The sequence below is a fragment of the Streptomyces sodiiphilus genome (assembly GCF_039529215.1).
Lineage (GTDB): Bacteria > Actinomycetota > Actinomycetes > Streptomycetales > Streptomycetaceae > Streptomyces > Streptomyces sodiiphilus.
The window spans coordinates 25,401-42,628 of record NZ_BAAAMJ010000046.1 but is presented as its reverse complement, the minus strand read 5'-3'; the positions used below and the strand labels follow the sequence as shown (position 1 = coordinate 42,628).

Here is a 17,228-nt window from a genome sequence, read left to right as displayed (position 1 = left end):
TTCAGGCGTTCCTGCCTCCGGCCGACAGGTCGTCCACCAGAAGGTCGAGGGTGGCCTCCTCGTGGAGCGCGACGCCGAAGGCGGTCATGGCGGGGGCGAGACCCGGATCCCAGACCGCGCTGACAGGCTGGCCGTCGAGCGGCAGCTGAGGGATTCCCTCGGCCTGGCTGTGAGCGGCCAGGTACTCGTAGTCCTCGGCACCCATGCGCCACGGCAGGGCCTTGTAGCCGCGGATGACCCGATTCGCCAGAGCGATCCCCGGCCAGTCGAAGTCGCCGTGGTACGCGAAACGGCAGTCGGTGGCGGCGAGGGCGTCGAGAAGCGTGAGGACAACCGTGGCGGCACTGCCGGAAGTGCACACCAGGGGGCGAACGCAGGCCGCGTCAGCCGCAGCCTCCACCACGCGCGGATTCTCGCAGATGTGGATCGCTGTTCCGGCGGGCAGTTGCAGCCGCAGGCCGTGCAGATCGCGCAGCGTGAGGTGGGTTTCGGCGTGATGAGCGGCCCGCTCCCGCAGGGACTGTTCCCGCCACCCCCCACCGACAGGCTGCAATCCGTAGGTCAGCACGGTGCTGGAGACTTCGTCCGGTGTGACGGACACCAGCCGCCACAGTGCCCGCCTGCCGGCCGCGTCGCCGGGAAACTCGGTGCCATGGGCGAGGGCGATGCCGCGCTGGACGAGGCGTGCGAGCCAGGTGCCGTCGTCCAGGCCGTGCGCGGAGCCGGTCGTCATGGCTGCGAGTTCTCCTCGGCCTCGGGCGCCACCCTGCTGTGGGCCGAGCAGGGTGGTCAGGACTTGGACCGCTTGCTGGAGTGTCTGTATCGCTGTTTCGGGCGTCACTCCTCTCGGGACGCCGATACGGCGCAGCAGGTCGTACCACTGTCGGGCCCAGTCACGGTCGGCGAGCGGGGAGGCGTCCAGCGCCGAGGCGAGCGAGGACCAGACGTGCTCGCGCCGTGCCGCGATGCCCGCGCGGAGGGCACGGCGGTCGGTGAGCGGCGGGCCGAGTTTCTCCAGGACCCCCCGGAGTCCCAGCCCGGCGGCCGAGGCGCGAAGTCGGGCGTCGAGTACGTCGAGGCGCACCGTCACGGCGGCGCCCGTGAGGGGTTTTCCCAGTAGAAGGGACAGGTCCTCGCGTTCCCGGGCGCTCACCGGGGTCAGCCGGAGGGAGCCGGTGGCCTGTAGGCCGTTGCTTTCCAGGCGTTTGCGCACCGCCTCCCAGAGCCGCGTGAGCCCGGGGCCGGCCAGCCACTCCCGCGTTGCGACGGGCAGCTCGCTCATACCGACACCAGACGCCGGTGCCGACCGTTCCAGGTGTAGTGCAGGGTGGCCACCCCGCGCACGTGGGGGTCGCGGAGGCACTCGTAGATGTGGAGGGACGGCACCTCCGGCCAGTTGCCCATGAGTCGCTCGCTGGTGAGGACGAAGTCGAGGTCGAGGTCGACGAGGATCCGCCCCAGCCGTCCATGGGTGGGTTCGTCGACCTTGGCGAAGGCGTCGTCGAGCAGGATCAGCCGTGGCGCGTGGGGCGCCGACTCGGCGAGACCGGTGAAGTGGGCGGCGGCCGCGGCGAAGAGCACGAGGTAGGAGAGCACCCGCTGCTCCCCCTGGCTGAGTCCGGTGCGGCCGGTCAGTTTCCGCCTGCGCCCGGGGGCGGCGTCCTCGACCACGAAGGTGTGGAAACGGAACCAGTCGCGGTAGTCCAGCGCGGTCCGCAGGTGGGCGGCGTAACCGGCTGAGGGATCGGCTCGTCGGACATCCTCGATCCGCCGCTGCAGCACCTCCCGAAGCCGCTCGGTCTGCTCGCGCGTGCGCAGACTCGACGGGCTGCGCAGCAGTTCGACGGCGGCCCGCACGTCCGCGTCCGCGTCCACGTCCTCGTCCAGCTTCCACAGCAGCTCCACGCCCAGACCGTGGGAGGTGCGTACGGTCCGCAGGGTGTCGTTGAGAGCCGCGACCAGGTTCGCCGCGGCGATGACCTGGGCCGAGAGGTGGTCGCCGAGTTCTCCGGTCAGGAACCGCTGAAACACCTCGCGTTCGCGCTCGGTGAGTCGCCCTCGGGCCTCCGCGGCCCGGGCGGCGATCCGCTCGCCCACGGCCGCGACGTCGTGGGAACCGTGGTCGTCGAGCAGGCGGCACACCTTGATCCCGTCGCGTTCCTCCAGTTGTGCGTCGTAACCACCCGCCAGTTGGTCGCGCAGCTCGGTGTGCCGGTTGAGCAGGGTGCTGTCCGACACCTCGTCTTTCGGGTGGCCAAGGGCCTGTTGTACGGCATCGGCCAGTGACCGGAGTGCCCGCAGGCGACGGCGGACGTCCGAGCCGGGGTCGTCCACCACGTCCTCGGGCAGTGAGGAGCGGTCCAGCCCCGCACCACGCATCACTTCCGGGCGGCCGAGGGCGCCGCGAAGGGCGCCGCCGGTGGTGATGACCGCCGTCTCCTGGTGGGCCAGAGCCTCGTGTCGGCTCTTCTCCTCCTCTTCCGCACGCACGCGCAGGTCGCGAAGGTCGTCGCGGGTTCGTTGGGCGCCCGGAAGGGCCCTGAGGGCGCGCGTGATGCGTTGCTCGGTTTCCCGCTCACGGGTGAGGATCTCGGCTTCGGTCGCCCCGATGGCCTCTTCGCGGGTACGCAAGTCCTGCTGGGCGGTACGCAGCCCGGTGAGGCGGAGCCGGTGGTTCTCCTCCGCATCCAGGCGGTCTTTCCGGGCCCGTTCATACCGGTCGACGTCGGCGTGATGGGCCCCGAGTCGCTCGTGTGTGCCTCCGATCGCCCGGCGAAGGTGCCCGATGCCGCCGAGGAGGGCGGCCAGCGCCGTGCGTACGTGCTCCAGCCCGACGGGGTCGCCGGGCAGGTCATGGGCGGTGGCGGTGGCGTCCGCCTCGGCGCGGGCGGTCACGGCGAGAGCGCGGGCCTTTTCGGCCGACCGTGCCGCGTGAGCGGCCTTGGCGGTCAGGTCCTGCAGTGTCCTCTCAGCCGACTCGGCTCTGCTCCAGGCATCGGCGAGGCCTCGTGCCCGGGGGAAGTCCTGTTCCGCGAGCCGGAGGGCCCGACGCCGGGCGTCGGCCTCGGCGAGTTCGCGGCGGGTGCCGGCCAGCCGCTGTCGCGTCTGTGTGAGCCGCTCCTCCAGTTCGGCCAGGACGCGCCGCCGGGTCTCGGCGCGTACTGCGGCACCCACGTACTCGGCGACCTTCTTGTGGTGCCGGCCGCCGAGAACGCCCAGCCGCCAGCTTCCGTCGTGGTACACCGCGTCGTGCGCGTTCGTTTCCTCGGCAGGTGCGAGGGCGATGGCGGCCAGCAGGCGTTCCACCTGCTCGGATGTGACGCCGCACCCCGCTTGGGGCGCCGGGCGCAGGGCCGAGGCGAGGGTCGGCCCCTCCCGCAGCGCGGGACCGGGGCGCAGCAGGGTGTCACGGGTGCGGGGATCGACGAGGGCTCCGTCCGCGTCGACCCATGCGTCCAGGATCCCGCCGGCTTCGAGCGCCGCTTCCAGACCGGCCCGGTCGGCGGGGGGCAGGTCGTCCGTGAAGTCCACCAGTCGGTAGAAGGGTGCTCCACTGCCCGGTGTCCTTTCGGCGACGCGGTGGTGCGGGGCCGGCGGCTCGGGGTCGGTACGTCGCTCCCAGTCCTGCTTCCGACTCTTCAGGCGGTCGAGTTCCTCACCGAGCCGGCCTGCGGCGAGGGCCAGGGCGTCCCGATGTTCGTTGAGTTCCTCACCGTGCGGCTCCAGTGCGGCATGGGCGGCCTGCCACGCCTGGTTGTCGATGTCGGGCGGGAGCGTGCGGTCCGCGAACGGCGCGTCGTCGGAGCTTTCGCGGGTGACCGCGATGTGGACGGGGTCCAGCGGCGGGCACTCGGCCCCGACGGCCGTCCTCGTGTGTGTCGCCCACTCCGCGACCCGGTGGGCGTAGGCAGCGCTCTCCTCGACGACCTTCTCGCGGCCGGCGGCGAGACGAGCCGCGGCCTCTTCCGCCTCGCCCTCCAGCCGTTCCCGCTCGGTGTCGGCCCGTACCGCCCGGCCCCGGACCTCCTCGGCCCGTGCGGCGAGGCGCGTCACCTCCTGGACCATGCGGGTCCGGTTCTTCACGACCGACTCGGCGTCCTCCAACTGTCCCTGCCAGGCCATCAGTCCGTCCCGCGCCGTGTCCGTGTCCACGCGGACGACGGAGGGCCGGCGGACGGTGTGCGTCTCCCCGTCCGGAGCGGTCAGCTCCGTCTCGACGGCCCGGGAGCGGACCGTGCGGGGCAGGGTGACAATCCCGCCGAGGTGGCCGATGGGAAGCCCGGCCCTCTCCGCCTGCGCCAGAAGTTCCCGGTGTTCGGTGCGCAGTTCGGCGAGCCGGTTCCCGAGGTGGTCCACGCTGTCGGCCAGTCGCTCGGCCGCGCCCTCCTCCGCGCCGTGTGCGTTGACGAGAGCGGTGAAAGCGGCCCCGGCGGCGGCGCGCAGCGCCTCCACCGTGCTGCGGCGTTCCGACAGTTCGCGCAGGCTGCGGTAGGCGTGACCGGCGTGCAGGGCGGCGAGGTCGGTCCGGGCGGCTTCTTCCTCCTCACGCAGGGTTTCCAGCCGGGCTTCCGCCCCCTCCTCCCGGGCCATCAGCTCGCCGGTCCGCTGTACGGCGTCCCCGGCCGCACGGCGTCGCTCCCCGAGGATCTCCAGCTCCCGGCTCACCGCCCGTGCGGAGGTGCGCAGGACGCCGGCCAGGTAGCCCCGGTAACGGATGAGGAACGTGCGCAGCGCCGTATCGGTGCGCTCCAGGCGGCCGAGCTCCTCGCGTACGGTGTCGAGGTCGTGGAGGTTGCGCGCGACCTTCTCGACCACCTCCTCGTCGAGTCCCGGCAGGGTCTCGCTCAGCAGGGAGGCCAGCCCTCCGTGCTCGATGCGGTCCCCGACCGTGGGGCGTCGCAGCCGGTGGAGGAGCTGGGTGAGGTTGCGGTAGCGGGTGGCGTCGGTGATGCCGAACACTTCCCGGGCCACCCGGGAGCGGTGGAGGACCGCACGTTCGGTGGTGTTGTCGGAGCCGACGATCTCCTTGAGGCGGTCGATCGGCAGGGGCTTGCCTCCCTCGACCAGGTGCAGGTCCTCCCCGACGCGCAGCGGGGTGAGGAAGAACGTCGGCACCGCCTTCTGCGTCGATTTCGAGGCGCGGACGGCGGCGCCGAGCGTGAGGTGGCGGTGGTCGCCGCCGTCGGTCGGGCGCCGGAACTCCACCCACAGGTAGCCGAGGCGGTTGGTCTGCTCGAAGCCGTCCAGCATCAGCCAGGCGAGGGTGGTCCGGCCGGTGCCCGTCGCGTCCAATGCCCGGGAGTCGCCGTCCAGCAGGTAGGGCAGCAGCATCTCCAGGGCCTTGGACTTGCCCGCGCCGTTCTTGCCACGCAGCAGCAGCCGCCCGTCGCCGAAGGCGAACTCCTGCTCGTCGTACTGCCAGACGTTGTGGATGCCCGCGCGGTGCAGCCGGAAGCGGGGGCCGGCGGTCGTCGCGGGGCCGGAACGCGGCAACGGAACGAGGCCACGTGCATCGGTGGTCACAGCGGGAACTCCTCCTGAAGATCGGCGCCCTTGCCGGCTGCGGTGGCCGGGCGCACGGTCACCCGGGTGGCGTAGCGTGCCGCCGCGGCCGTCAGGACCCAGCCGTCACCGCCGGGCCGTGCCCCGCGAACGTCGGTCACCGTGCGTCCTTCCGGCGCCTCTTCGGCGTACCCCTCCGGCAGCCCTTCGCCCTCGGCGCGCAGCCGGCCGGCACGGGCCATCAGCCGCATGCGAACCAGCAGGTCCAGCACGGCCTCCCGCAGGGCGGGAATGTCCTCCAGGTAACCGCGCTGCCAGTTGCCGCGCCGCCCGTACTCGGTGACCAGTTCGGTCAGCAGTTCGTCCATCAGCCCCTCGGGGACAGCCACCGCGATGACGAGCGTCCCCCCGGTGGCCGGGTGTCCGGGCTCCTGCGGCCGAAGTCGTTCCACGAGCCGTTCCACCAGCAGCAGCGCGGCCTGCGCGACGGTTCCGGTGCCCGGCAGGCGCAGATCCGTCAGCTCGTCCTCGGGGTCCACCAACGCCACCCCCTCGGCCCGGATCTCCATCTCCAGACCCAGGAGTTCGGAGAACGCCTGCGCTTCCCGGCGCTGCCGGGTCCGCAACCAGTCGCGTTCGGCGTCGGTCAGTTCGTCGATGTGGACGACAGGTGTCTCGACGAGCATCCGGCGCACGTAGGTGCGGGGTCCGCCGAATCCCGGGTCCGCCGCCAGCCGGATCAGATCGGCGCCGTCACGGGCCCGGGAGAGCGGACCGGCGACGACAACGCGGGCCAGCTCGCGGTCCACCGTGATCAGGGCCTCTCCCCCCGCCTCCTGCGCGAGCGCGGCCACCCGGCCCTCGGTCTCGATGAGGACGCCCCACTCGACCAACACGCGCAGAGCCGCCACCAGGGTCCGCTTCCCGGCCGCCCTGCCCGTCTCCTCCAGCTCGATCCCCGCGTCGGCCGCGGCGGCCCGGATGTCGGCCACCAGCCGCGACAACAGCAGCTGCTCGGGGGCGGTCACCAGCACGGACAGGGCCAGCGCCAGGCAGGCGTACGTGTGCGGGGTGAACGGGGTGCCGGTGGAGCGCTCGAGCCGGTGTCCCGCTCCCGCTCCCAGCCCTGCCTTGAACAGCCGGGCGTAGGAGCTGTCCACCAGCAGCCGGTAACCGAGCACCTGCTGGAACCGCTTGCCCAGCCAGTCGGCATGTCTACGGATCAGCGGGAAGAGGTCGGCGTGGGGGCCGTCCGAGGTGACCAGGGGGTGGGCGAGCAGCAGCCGGGCGGCGCTGCGGCGTTCGGCGGCCAGGGCGACATCGTGGGCCGAGGGGAGGGTCATGACACGCTCACCCCGGCTTCCCCGTCGGCCGTGCCGGCTGTGTCGGCCGTGCCGGCCGGGTCAGCCGTGTCGGAGGAGGTACGGCCGATGTGCAGTTCCAGGTCGTCCAGCAGCAAGTCGCCGTCGGTCGAGCGCAGGACGCACCGCGCGCCCACGGTGCGTCGCACGGTGAGCCGGATGCCGAGTTCGACGTCCTCACCGTGGGCCGCGTCGAGGTCGAATCCCGTCGCCTGCTCCCCGTCCGTGCCGGCGCGGCGCCGGAGGTGAGCGTTCCCGAGTGCGGTGGCCAGCAGCTCCAGGAGCAGTCCGAGCGCTGCCGAGGTCAGGCGCATTTCGGCGAATCGGCCGGAGGCGCTGCGCAGTTCGTCCGCCGCCGCCGCCCGGGCCGCGGCCTGCCGGCGGGCGGCCTCGCGCAACCGCCGCTTCTGCTCGGAGTGGTCCTCCGCCGAGGACATCCGGCCCCGCTGGGCGCGGCTGCCCCTCTCTCGCAGGGCCACCGGCACCTCGACCACCGGGCCGGTCCACCAGCTCGTGGCAGCGGGCACCACCTCGTCGGCGGCCGGGGGTATGCCCAGATGGCGGGCGCCGTACAGCCCGAAGGCGGCGACGGCGATGTCGTGCGCGTCCTGCGGCGCCGCTTCGTCGAACCATCGGGCCAGCCGCAGCAGATCCCTGCGCCGGGACATCTCTCCGGTGGCCGATCGCAGCATCCGTTTGGCGTTGGCGAGCAGTGACTGCAACGCGCGCAGGGTGGCGTCCCGCAGTTGGTCGACCTGGCTGCCGTCGCCGTCGGTGTCGACGAACCAACCGCGCAGACCCTCCCAGTCCGCGATCTCGCGCCCACGGCTGCGCTGCACCCGGGTCTCCGGTCGGCCGTCACCGGGCGATGACAGCCCGGTGAGACCCTGCGCGTGGGCGTCCAGCCGGGCCAGCAGACCCGGAAGGTGCGGCCACAGGGTGTCCAGTGCCGCCGAGATCCGGGGGGCGCGGAAGGCCACGTCCTCCGTGATCGCCTCCACGTAATCGAGGAGCAGCTCCTTGAAGCCCTGGTACTCGGCACTGTCCAGGTCGTACCGGGCCAGCACCTGGCCGAGGTAGGCGTAGAAGTCCCGGACGGATTCCGCGAACTCGGTGAACTGCACGAACAGGGTGCTGACCCGCTCCAGCCCGTCCCGGGGGTCGATGCCGCCGGGCACGGTCACACGCTCGGCCAGCTCCCGAAGCCCGCGCTCGACGAGTGCGAGCAGTTCGTTGCTCACCTCCCGGGCGGCGTCGGCCCCGGCCAGGACCCCGTCGGCGTCCCGCTGGACGCGCTCGCCGAGCTTCGACAGCTGGTAGCGCGAGCGGGACCGCTGGTACTCGCTGATGCTGGACGCCTTCACCGTGTGGCTGCTGCGCAGCAGGTTGCCCCACTGCACCAGCTTCTCCAGCCGGGCCGTGAGGGTGTCGGCGTCGAGCCCCGCGCCGGGGCCACCGGCCTCGCGCAGCTTCGCCATGAGATCCGGGACGGCCAGGTCCGCCAGCAGGGTCCCGCAGAAGACCCGCATGATCGCGACGTGCTCCAGGCGCTCGGGCGCGCTGAGGTACGTGTACGCGTCCAGCCGCCTCCGCGCCTCGTCGTCGCCGGCGTCCGGTGACGCACCGGAGACGGGTGCTTCCATGGGGTCGAGACTAGGGGGTGCAGGCGATCGCCGGCTGGGGGTTGCCACAAATGCTCCCGGGCTGTGTGAAGAGCGACGAGGGAGGCGGCTGGGCCCACCGGTATCTCACCCGGAGGAGGCACCGCGCCCCGCCCCGCGTCGTCCGCCATTCTCACGGCACCGGGGCGCCAAACCCACGACTAAGCTGATAACCCCACTTATCAAGCGAAGGGAAGCGGTGCGAGCCGGGGCGTCGTATCGTTCTGACACGCCGGGCGCGAGGCCGCGGAAGGCCGAGCCGTGGCCGGCGGTAGGGCGAGGCCCACAGCCGGAGCGACGGAGTGACGAGAAGGACGGGGAGGGGTGCGGGCCGTGGTTGGCGATCCACCGGACACGACACTACGCGCCCCGACGCCCCTCCTGGTGTCGATGTCGGAGATCGCGGAGTTCGCGCGGGTACGGCGTCCGGTGGTGTCCACCTGGCGTCGCCGTCACCCGGACTTCCCCGCTGCCGTATCCGAGGACGCGGGAAGGCCACTGTTCGACGGTGCGCGGGTGGTCGAGTGGCTGCTCGCCTCCGGCCGGGGCAAAGCCGATCCGAGGGAACTCCGCTCCGAGCTGGCTCTCTTCGGCCTCGCCGCGTTGCGGGAGCGGTTCACCCCCCGGCAACTCGTCGAAACGCTGGGAAGTCTTCTGTGCCTGCGCCGACTCGACGGCCGACCGCTGCCCGAGAACCCGGGCGGGCCGTCGAGTGGCACCGGGACGGACGAGGAGCTGTGGTCCGCCGTACTGCGCCGCGCCGAGCGGATCGACGTGGAGGACGAATTCGTCCTCCGGGAACTGCGCTCGCTCGATGCCGGCGCGGCTCCACTCGTCCGCCTCGCCGAGGAGCTGGTCGAGGCCGCCTACGACGAGCACGGCGCGTACGAGTGGCTGCTCGACGCCCGCACCCGGCTCGGATCGGATTCCCTCGCCGCCGACGCCGTCGCGCCCGAACTGCACCGTCTGCTCGCCCGGCTCGCCGATCTCCCCCTCCGCCTGGAGCAGGGCGAGTCCCCGGTCCTCGCCGACCCGTACGCCCGTGCCGGCGACCTGCTCGCCGCACTCCTCGACGGCACGGAGGACCGCGAGCGCGTCACCGTTCTCGCCGCCGACCCCGACGACCGGCTGGCCCGCGTCACGCGCCGCCGCCTTCTCCTCGCGGGCATCGACGAACTCCACCTCGACGTCCGGACCGGCACCGAGCTGGAGGAGGACCTCGCGGATCCGGACATCATCGTCACCCGGCTCCCCTACCGCCCCGGCGAGAACCGCTGCGCCCTCACCGCCCTGACGGAAGTCGAGCGCGTCGCCGACCTCCTGCGCCCCGGTCGCACGGCTCTCGTCCTGGGCCCGGCCGACGCGCTCGTGGGCGCGCTCAGGGACACCGATGCGGCCCGGCTGCGCTCCGCCCTCCTGCGGAGCAACATCGTCGAGTCCGTCATCGCGCTCCCCGGCGGGGTCCTGCCCTTCCGCCCCGGCTACCACCCGGCTCTGTGGACGCTCACCCGCGATCCCGTCCCCGAGGCGAAGGGCAAGGTCTTACTGGTCGACATCAGCTCCGAACACCTCACGGCGGACGTGGGCCTGCGACTCGCCGAAGACGTCCTCCTCTGGCGCACGGAAGGCTTCCGGCCGCTCGACGGCCACGACCCGCGCTACGGCCGGGTGGTCTCCGTCGCCGACCTGGACCGGGCCTTCGGCGGCCCGCTGACCCCGCCCGCGCCCCCGGCCTCCGCGATCTGGTCCGACACGGTCCTCGAACGCCCGGCCCTGATCGCCGAGGCCGAAGCGCGCCTGGAGCGCGCGGAGGCGGACGCCCGCGCGTACGAGGAGGAACACGGCCCCTACCGGGGAGGCGTACTGCGCCGGGTCGCCCGACTGCCCCGGCGCATCACCCTCGGCGGGTTGATCGCCGACCGCAGGGTGACCAGGGTCTCCGGCCACCGCGTCAGCGACCAACACTTCTCGGCGGACGGCCACCACGTCGTCCTGGGCCCCGAGGAGATCACGGGCGAACGGCCCGTCGGCGCGCGCCGTATCGACCGGCTGGTCCTGGCCGCCGAGTACGACCGGGTGGCGCTGACCGAACCCGGCGACATCGTCCACACCCTCGCGCCGCGCCTCGGGCTGTACGTCGACCACGGGGGATTATCGGTGGTCGTCTTTCCCGCCCGCGTCCTGCGGGTCGCCCCCGACGCCCGGCGACCGCTCACCCCGCGGGTCCTGGCGGCTCTGCTGGGCGCGGCCCGGGGCACCGCCCGCAGTCCCGGCGCGGTACGCCCCGCCCGCCGCATCGAGGAGTATGAACTTCCCGACCTCGAACCGGATGAGGTGCTGCGCCTCGACGCCCTGCTGGCCGAGGCGGAGCACCGGGAACGCCTGCTGCGCGCCCGGCTCGACGCACTCACCGAGGCCCGTGACCTGACGATCGCCGGCCTGACGGACGGCACGCTCACCCTCGCCGATCCATACCCCTGACCCGCCCCCGCACCACACCCTCCACGCCCATCCACCGACCACTCGGAAGAAGGAACGATGCCTCCCCGCAAACGAGCCGCGGCAGCCCCCGGACAGGGCGAACTGCTCAGCGTCTCCAGCCCCAAGCAGATCCAGGACATCCTCTGGAAGGCCGCGGACAAACTCCGGGGTTCCATGGACGCCGCCCAGTACAAGGAGTTCGTGCTCGGCCTGGTCTTCCTGAAGTACGTCTCCGACGCCTTCGCCGAGCGCCGCGAGGAACTGGCCGCCGACCCCGAGCTGGCCCAGATCCCCGAGCACCGCCGGGCGGCCTTCCTGGAGGAGAAGGACGAGTACACGGAGAGGAACGTCTTCTGGGTGCCCCCGACCGCCCGCTGGGACCACATCTCGGAGAACGCGGCCAGCACGGAGGGCGGCGTGGGCGGGCTCCTCGACGCGGCCATGGACGAGGTGATGAAGGCCAACAAGGTCCTCACCGGCGTCCTTCCGAAGATCTTCAACCGTGACAACGTCGACCAGAACCGTCTGAAGGAACTCGTCGACCTCATCAGCGACGCCCGTTTCACGGGCCACGGCGACCGCCCGGCGCAGGACGTGCTCGGCGAGACGTACGAGTACTTCCTGGAGAAGTTCGCGCGGGCCGAGGGCAAGCGGGCCGGCGAGTTCTACACGCCGGCGAGTGTGGTCCGCCTGATCGTCGAGGTGCTGGAGCCGTACGAGGGGCGGGTGTACGACCCCTGCTGTGGCTCGGGCGGCATGTTCGTGCAGAGCGGCAAGTTCGTCGAACGTCGTCGTGGCCGGGACCACAGTCACGATATCGCCGTATACGGCCAGGAATCGAACGAGCGTACTTGGCGGCTGGCGAAAATGAACCTCGCCATCCACGGCATGGACCCCCAAGGGCTTGGCGATCGCTGGGGAGATACCAACATCAATGACAAACATCCGGATCTCAAGGCCGATTTCGTCATGGCCAACCCACCGTTCAATGACAACAACTGGGGACCGACAGCAAATGACCCTAAGTGGCGTTTTGGAGTCCCCCCCAAGTCCAACGACAACTATGCCTGGCTCCAGCACATCGTCTCCAAACTGGGCGACCGGGGCAGCGCGGGCGTGGTGCTGTCCAACGGCTCGATGTCGTCCAAGCAGTCGGGCGAGGGCGAGATCCGCGCAGCGATGGTCGAGGCGGACCTGGTCTCCTGCATGATCGCGCTGCCGGGCAACCTCTTCCGCACGACGGCGATCCCGGCCTGCCTGTGGTTCCTGACAAAGGACAAGTCCCCGCAGGGCGCGAAGGCGCTGAACGACCGGCGAAGCCGGGTGCTGTTCATCGACGCCCGCGCGATGGGAACGATGGTCGACCGCACGGAGCGGATCCTGACGGAAGAAGACCTGGAGAAGATCTCCGACACGTACCACGCGTGGCGGGGCACGAAGTCCGCGAAGGACAAGGGTCTTACGTACGAGGACGTGCCGGGGTACTGCTACAGCGCGACGATCGAGGAGATCGAGAAGCACGACTATGTGCTGACGCCAGGGCGGTACGTGGGTGCGGCGGAAATCGCGGAGGACCCGGACGCGGAGCCGGTGGAGGAACGAATCGCCCGTCTGACGAAGGAGCTGTTCGAGCAGATGGACGAGTCAGCCCGTCTGGATGCGGTGGTGCGCGAGCAGCTGGGGAGGATTGATGGTTGAGGCAGTCGTCCCTGGCGTACCGACTACTTGGGAACAGACCACACTTGTGGAGATTTGTGAACGCGGCGGTGGAAATATTCAAACCGGCCCTTTCGGTAGCCAACTTCACGCCTCGGACTATGTTTCGGTTGGAGTTCCGAGCGTAATGCCTCAAGATATTGGGGATAATGTCATCCGGGAGGATTTCATTGCGCGCATTACCGTTGAAGACTCATTGAGGCTTTCCCGCTATCTACTTGAAGTCGGCGACATCGTCTACTCGCGACGAGGCGACGTAGGCCGACGAGCATTGGTTCGTCCGGACCAGCAGGGATGGCTCTGTGGTACCGGCTGCTTGCGCATCAGACCAGGCAATGAGATTAACTCCGCATATCTCTCTTACTATCTGGGGCACCCCAGTGTGCGACAGTGGATCAAGCAACATGCAGTCGGCGCAACCATGCCGAACCTAAATACTAAGATTATCGGCGCAGTTCCAGTCGTTGTACCACCTCAAGGCGAACAGGACTCCATCGCGGCAGCACTCGGGGCCCTGGACGACAAGATCGCCATCAACGAGCGCATCGCCGTTACCTACGAACAGTTGCTCCAGGCTCAGATCGAGCTCATGGGAGTGGAGGTCGACCCCGATCCAGAATCAGCTGCCCCCGTCACGGAATTCGTCCACTTCAGCCCCAAGGTCGCGAAAGCGCCATCGGTAGCTGTTTACGTGGACATGGCCGCTCTCTCCACTCATCGCGCGGGCATCAGTGCCTGGTCAAGAAGGGAACCCAAGGGGGGAACCCGCTTCATGAACGGCGACACACTCCTGGCCCGTATTACACCATGCCTGGAGAATGGCAAGACGGGTTATGTCGACTTCATGGAAGATGGCGAGATCGGAGTGGGCTCCACGGAGTTCATTGTGATGCGTTCAGTTCAGGGAGTCCCGCCCGAGTTCAGTTACTTCCTCGCGCGCAGCAAAAGGTTTCGCGAGCACATGATCCGAAATATGATCGGCTCGTCTGGACGTCAGCGTGTCGCTGCCGCAGAGGCGGCAAACTTCTACATTAAGCACCCCGACAGAAAAATGCTTGCCGAGTTCGGCGAAACTGCGTCGAATATCTTCGCTCACATGCGATCACTTGACCGAGAGTGCCGGATGCTGACCACCCTCCGCGACACGCTCCTCCCCCAGCTGATGTCCGGCAAGCTCCGCGTCCGTGACGCCGAGAAGATTGTGGAGGACGCCGTATGACCACCGGTGGCGGCAGCGAGCACATTCCCGCTCACCTCGACGCCAGGATGACCGAGTCCGTCTGGGAGAACCTCGCCCTCGACGAGCTCGGTGAGCTCGCCTGGGAGACCAGGGCCGGCAAGGACCTAGCCCCCGGCACCGGACACCGGCGGGACTGGGACGACCTGGTCCTGCACGACGAGCTCCGACTGGCCATCGAGAGGCTGAATCCGGAGCTGTCCGCCACCGCCGTCCACGAGGCTCTCCGGATCGCCACCGACCCCGCCTCCCGTGAGGCGTACCCGGAGAACCGGCAGGCGCACGAGTACCTGACCGCCGGCATACGGCTGACCTATGTCGACGATTTCGGCGCCGAGCAGACCCCGACCGTCCGTCTCGTCGACTTCGCGGACCCCGACGCGAACAGGTACCTCGCGGCCAATCAGGTCACCCTCCGGGAGGCCGACGGCAGCCATCGCCGCTTCGACATCGTTCTCTACGTCAACGGCCTTCCCCTCGCCGTCGTCGAGCTGAAGAGCGCTTCCGACGAGAAGGCGACCATCGAGTCGGCGCACGTCCAGCTCCAGACCTACCTGTCCGAGTTCCCCATCGCGTTCCGCTACAACGTGCTCTGCCTCGTCTCGGACGGCATCACCGCCAAGTACGGCACGGTCTTCACGCCGTACGAGCACTTCGCGCCCTGGAATGTCGACCACGAGGGCAAGCGCGTCGACACCACCGTGCCCGGCTACGACGGTGTGGACGCGTTGACCCTGGCCCTGCACGGCCTGTTCACGCAGGAGCGGTTCCTCTCCCTCACCCGCGACTTCGTCAACTTCCCCCCGCCCAAGCCGGGCGAGCCCCTCTCCGGCAAGCGGATCGCGAAGCCACACCAGTACTTCGCGGTCAAGAAGGCGGTGGACGCGGTCGTCGAGGCGTCCCGCTCGACCGGGCAGGCCGGCGTCGTGTGGCACACGCAGGGTGCGGGCAAGTCGGAGGAGATGGTGGAGACGGCCGCGCTCGTCTCCCGCCACCCCGCTCTGAACAACCCCACCATCGTCGTCATCACCGACCGCAACGATCTCGATGATCAGCTCTACGACACCTTCCGGGACAGCATGGCCCTTCTCCGGCAGGAGCCCTTCCAGGTGGGCACGCGGGAAGAGCTGCGCACCGAGCTGAAGCGCCGCAACGTCGGCGGGATCATCTTCACCACCCTCCAGAAGTTCGGGCTGAGCAAGGAGGAGAAGGCCGCCGGCACCTCCCACCCGCTCCTCTCCGAGCGGCGCAACATCCTGGTGATCGTCGATGAGGCGCACCGCTCGCACTACGACAGTCTCGACGGCTACGCCCGGCATCTGCGCGACGCCCTCCCCCACGCCACCCTGCTCGCCTTCACAGGCACGCCGATCTCGACAGACCAGGCCGACACCCGGGCCGTCTTCGGTGAGTACATCGACGTCTACGACCTGAAGCGGGCCGTCGATGACGGGGCCACGGTCCGCGTCTTCCACGAGCCGCGCGTCATCAAGGTCGACCTGCCCAAGGACGTCGACCCGGGCAAGATCGACGAGCAGGCCAACAGTCTCACCGAGGGCATGGACGATGCCGAGCGCCGCCGTGTCATCAAGTGCGCCACGGCGATGAACACCGTCTACGGTGCCCCCGACCGGATAGCGGAGCTCGCCGACGACCTGATCGCCCACTGGGAGAAGCGCCGGGAGCTGGTCAAGCCGGACCTCGGTGGTCCCGGCAAGGCGATGGTCGTGTGCATGACCCGGGAGGTCTGCGTGTCCCTCTTCGACGCGTTGGCCGAGCGGCGGCCGGTGTGGGTCGCCAAGGAGCCCGACCGGGGCGTCATGAAGATCGTCTTCCACAGTGACCCCTCCGACGGGAAGCACCTGCGCGAGCACGCTCTGCGGCCGTCGCAACAGAAGGTCGTCCAGGCCCGGGCCAAGGACCCGGACGACGAGCTGGAACTGCTCATCGTCCACTCGATGCTGCTCACCGGCTACGACGCGCCGCCCATCCACACCCTGTACATGGACCGCCCGATGCAGGGCGCCAACCTGATGCAGGCCCTGGCCCGCGTCAATCGCCGCTTCCGGGGCAAGCAGGACGGCCTTCTCGTGGGCTACGCGCCGCTCACCGACAACCTCGCCAAGGCCCTGGAGGAGTACACCGACCGGGACCGCGCGGATCAGACACTCGGCGCGGACGTCGATCGGGCCATCACCGAGGTCAAGAACGAGCTGTCGACCATCCGCGGGCTGCTGGCCGGTTGCCGCTGGAGGGAGTGGCTGGCCGACACCGGCCGTCCCGACGTCCGCAAGCGCGCGCTGCGACTGACCGCCGACTTCCTGCGTGACCCGAAGAACCCGGGCAACAGGGTCGAGCCAGGGGCCAAGCCGCTCTCCGTCCGCTTCAAGGACAGTGCCACCCGGCTCGACCGCTTCTACCGCCTCTGCGCGATGAGCCGCGAGATCTCCGAGCGCTGCGCGGACCTGGAGGACTGGCGCCGTGACATCGCTTTCTTCAGCGAGGTCCGGGCCTGGATGGTCAAGCTCGACGCGGCCCAGCGCGAGGCGAGCGGGCAGCCGCTGAGCGCCGAGGTCCGGCGCTACCTCCAGGCCCTGGCGGCGTCGGTCGTCGACGCCGAGGAGATCACCGACCTGTACGCGGAGGCCGGGATCGGCCGGCTGGACATCACCCGTATCAACGAGGCGCAGCTGCGCAAGCTGGAGAACTCCGAGACCCCGCACCTGGTCACCGAGGCGCTGCGCCGCATGATCCAGCAGAAGATGCGGGAGGTGACCAGGCACAACGTCGTCCGCCACGAGAGCTTCGCCCGGCGCCTGGACGAGCTGATGAAGCGGTACATGCTCCAGCAGCTCACCAGCGCGCAGGTCATCGCCGAGCTGGCCGCCCTGGCCAGGGAGGTGTCGGCGGAGGCCCGCCGGGGGGAGCGGTTCGATCCGCCGCTCAACCACGCGGAGCTGGCCTTCTACGACGCGGTCGCCCACCACGACATGGCCGAGCTGATGGAGGGCGGCCAGGACACCCTCGCCGAGATCGCCCGGGCCCTGGTGAGGGACATCCAGAAGAACCTCTCCGTCGACTGGCTCTCCCGCGAGCCCGTGCGCGCCAAGCTGCGCACCCGTATCCGCCGCGTGCTGGCGATGTTCGACTACCCGCCGGAGGAGGAGCGGGAGGCGGTGGACCTCGTTCTCAAGCAGATGGAGATCGTGGCCGCCCTGTGGGCGCCGGGGGCGAAGTAGCGAGGGGCAAGGGTGTGAGGAGGTGGTTCCC

General features: G+C 70.1%; 8 protein-coding genes. 4 read left to right on the top strand and 4 right to left on the bottom strand.

Annotated features, from left to right (window positions below):
* Position 1: 1 nt before the first annotated feature.
* From ABD299_RS19465 to ABD299_RS19450, 4 genes are read right to left on the bottom strand one after another with little or no spacing between them, the layout of a single operon-like run.
* Positions 2–1,282, bottom strand: a complete 1,281-nt coding sequence (locus ABD299_RS19465) for a TIGR02679 family protein (protein ID WP_344264161.1) — start codon at positions 1,280–1,282, stop codon at positions 2–4.
* On the bottom strand, positions 1,279–5,523 hold the full coding sequence (locus ABD299_RS19460) for a TIGR02680 family protein (RefSeq protein WP_344264159.1): 4,245 nt from the start codon (positions 5,521–5,523) through the stop codon (positions 1,279–1,281). The genes ABD299_RS19465 and ABD299_RS19460 overlap by 4 nt, the downstream gene beginning before the upstream one ends.
* The gene (locus tag ABD299_RS19455; protein WP_344264157.1) at positions 5,520–6,845 is read right to left on the bottom strand and encodes a TIGR02678 family protein; all 1,326 of its coding nucleotides are present in this window, start codon (positions 6,843–6,845) and stop codon (positions 5,520–5,522) included. The genes ABD299_RS19460 and ABD299_RS19455 overlap by 4 nt, the downstream gene beginning before the upstream one ends.
* Positions 6,842–8,506 (bottom strand): TIGR02677 family protein, encoded by a 1,665-nt coding sequence (locus ABD299_RS19450; RefSeq protein WP_344264155.1) that lies wholly within the window; start codon positions 8,504–8,506, stop codon positions 6,842–6,844. Before ABD299_RS19450 ends, ABD299_RS19455 begins: the two co-directional genes overlap by 4 nt.
* Before the next feature lie 408 nt (positions 8,507–8,914).
* Between ABD299_RS19450 and ABD299_RS19445 the strand changes: the two genes are divergently transcribed.
* From ABD299_RS19445 to ABD299_RS19430, 4 genes are read left to right on the top strand one after another with little or no spacing between them, the layout of a single operon-like run.
* A complete protein-coding gene (locus ABD299_RS19445) occupies positions 8,915–11,005 on the top strand; it encodes a hypothetical protein (RefSeq protein ID WP_344264153.1) in 2,091 nt (696 codons plus the stop codon).
* Between the two features lie 57 nt (positions 11,006–11,062).
* A complete protein-coding gene (locus tag ABD299_RS19440) occupies positions 11,063–12,703 on the top strand; it encodes a class I SAM-dependent DNA methyltransferase (protein WP_344264151.1) in 1,641 nt (546 codons plus the stop codon).
* Positions 12,696–13,940, top strand: coding sequence for a restriction endonuclease subunit S (locus ABD299_RS19435; RefSeq protein ID WP_344264149.1), 1,245 nt, complete (start codon positions 12,696–12,698; stop codon positions 13,938–13,940). The genes ABD299_RS19440 and ABD299_RS19435 overlap by 8 nt, the downstream gene beginning before the upstream one ends.
* Positions 13,937–17,197: a type I restriction endonuclease subunit R gene (locus tag ABD299_RS19430; RefSeq protein WP_344264147.1), complete on the top strand. Its 3,261-nt coding sequence runs from the start codon at positions 13,937–13,939 to the stop codon at positions 17,195–17,197. Before ABD299_RS19435 ends, ABD299_RS19430 begins: the two co-directional genes overlap by 4 nt.
* Positions 17,198–17,228: the final 31 nt, after the last annotated feature.

Coding starts and splice junctions, on each gene's coding strand:
- ABD299_RS19440 (WP_344264151.1), top strand. CDS start 11,063: ATGCCTCCCCGCAAACGAGCCGCGGCAGCCCCCGGACAGGGCGAACTG.
- ABD299_RS19445 (WP_344264153.1), top strand. CDS start 8,915: ATGTCGGAGATCGCGGAGTTCGCGCGGGTACGGCGTCCGGTGGTGTCC.
- ABD299_RS19435 (WP_344264149.1), top strand. CDS start 12,696: ATGGTTGAGGCAGTCGTCCCTGGCGTACCGACTACTTGGGAACAGACC.
- ABD299_RS19450 (WP_344264155.1), bottom strand. CDS start 8,506: ATGGAAGCACCCGTCTCCGGTGCGTCACCGGACGCCGGCGACGACGAG.
- ABD299_RS19430 (WP_344264147.1), top strand. CDS start 13,937: ATGACCACCGGTGGCGGCAGCGAGCACATTCCCGCTCACCTCGACGCC.
- ABD299_RS19465 (WP_344264161.1), bottom strand. CDS start 1,282: ATGAGCGAGCTGCCCGTCGCAACGCGGGAGTGGCTGGCCGGCCCCGGG.
- ABD299_RS19455 (WP_344264157.1), bottom strand. CDS start 6,845: ATGACCCTCCCCTCGGCCCACGATGTCGCCCTGGCCGCCGAACGCCGC.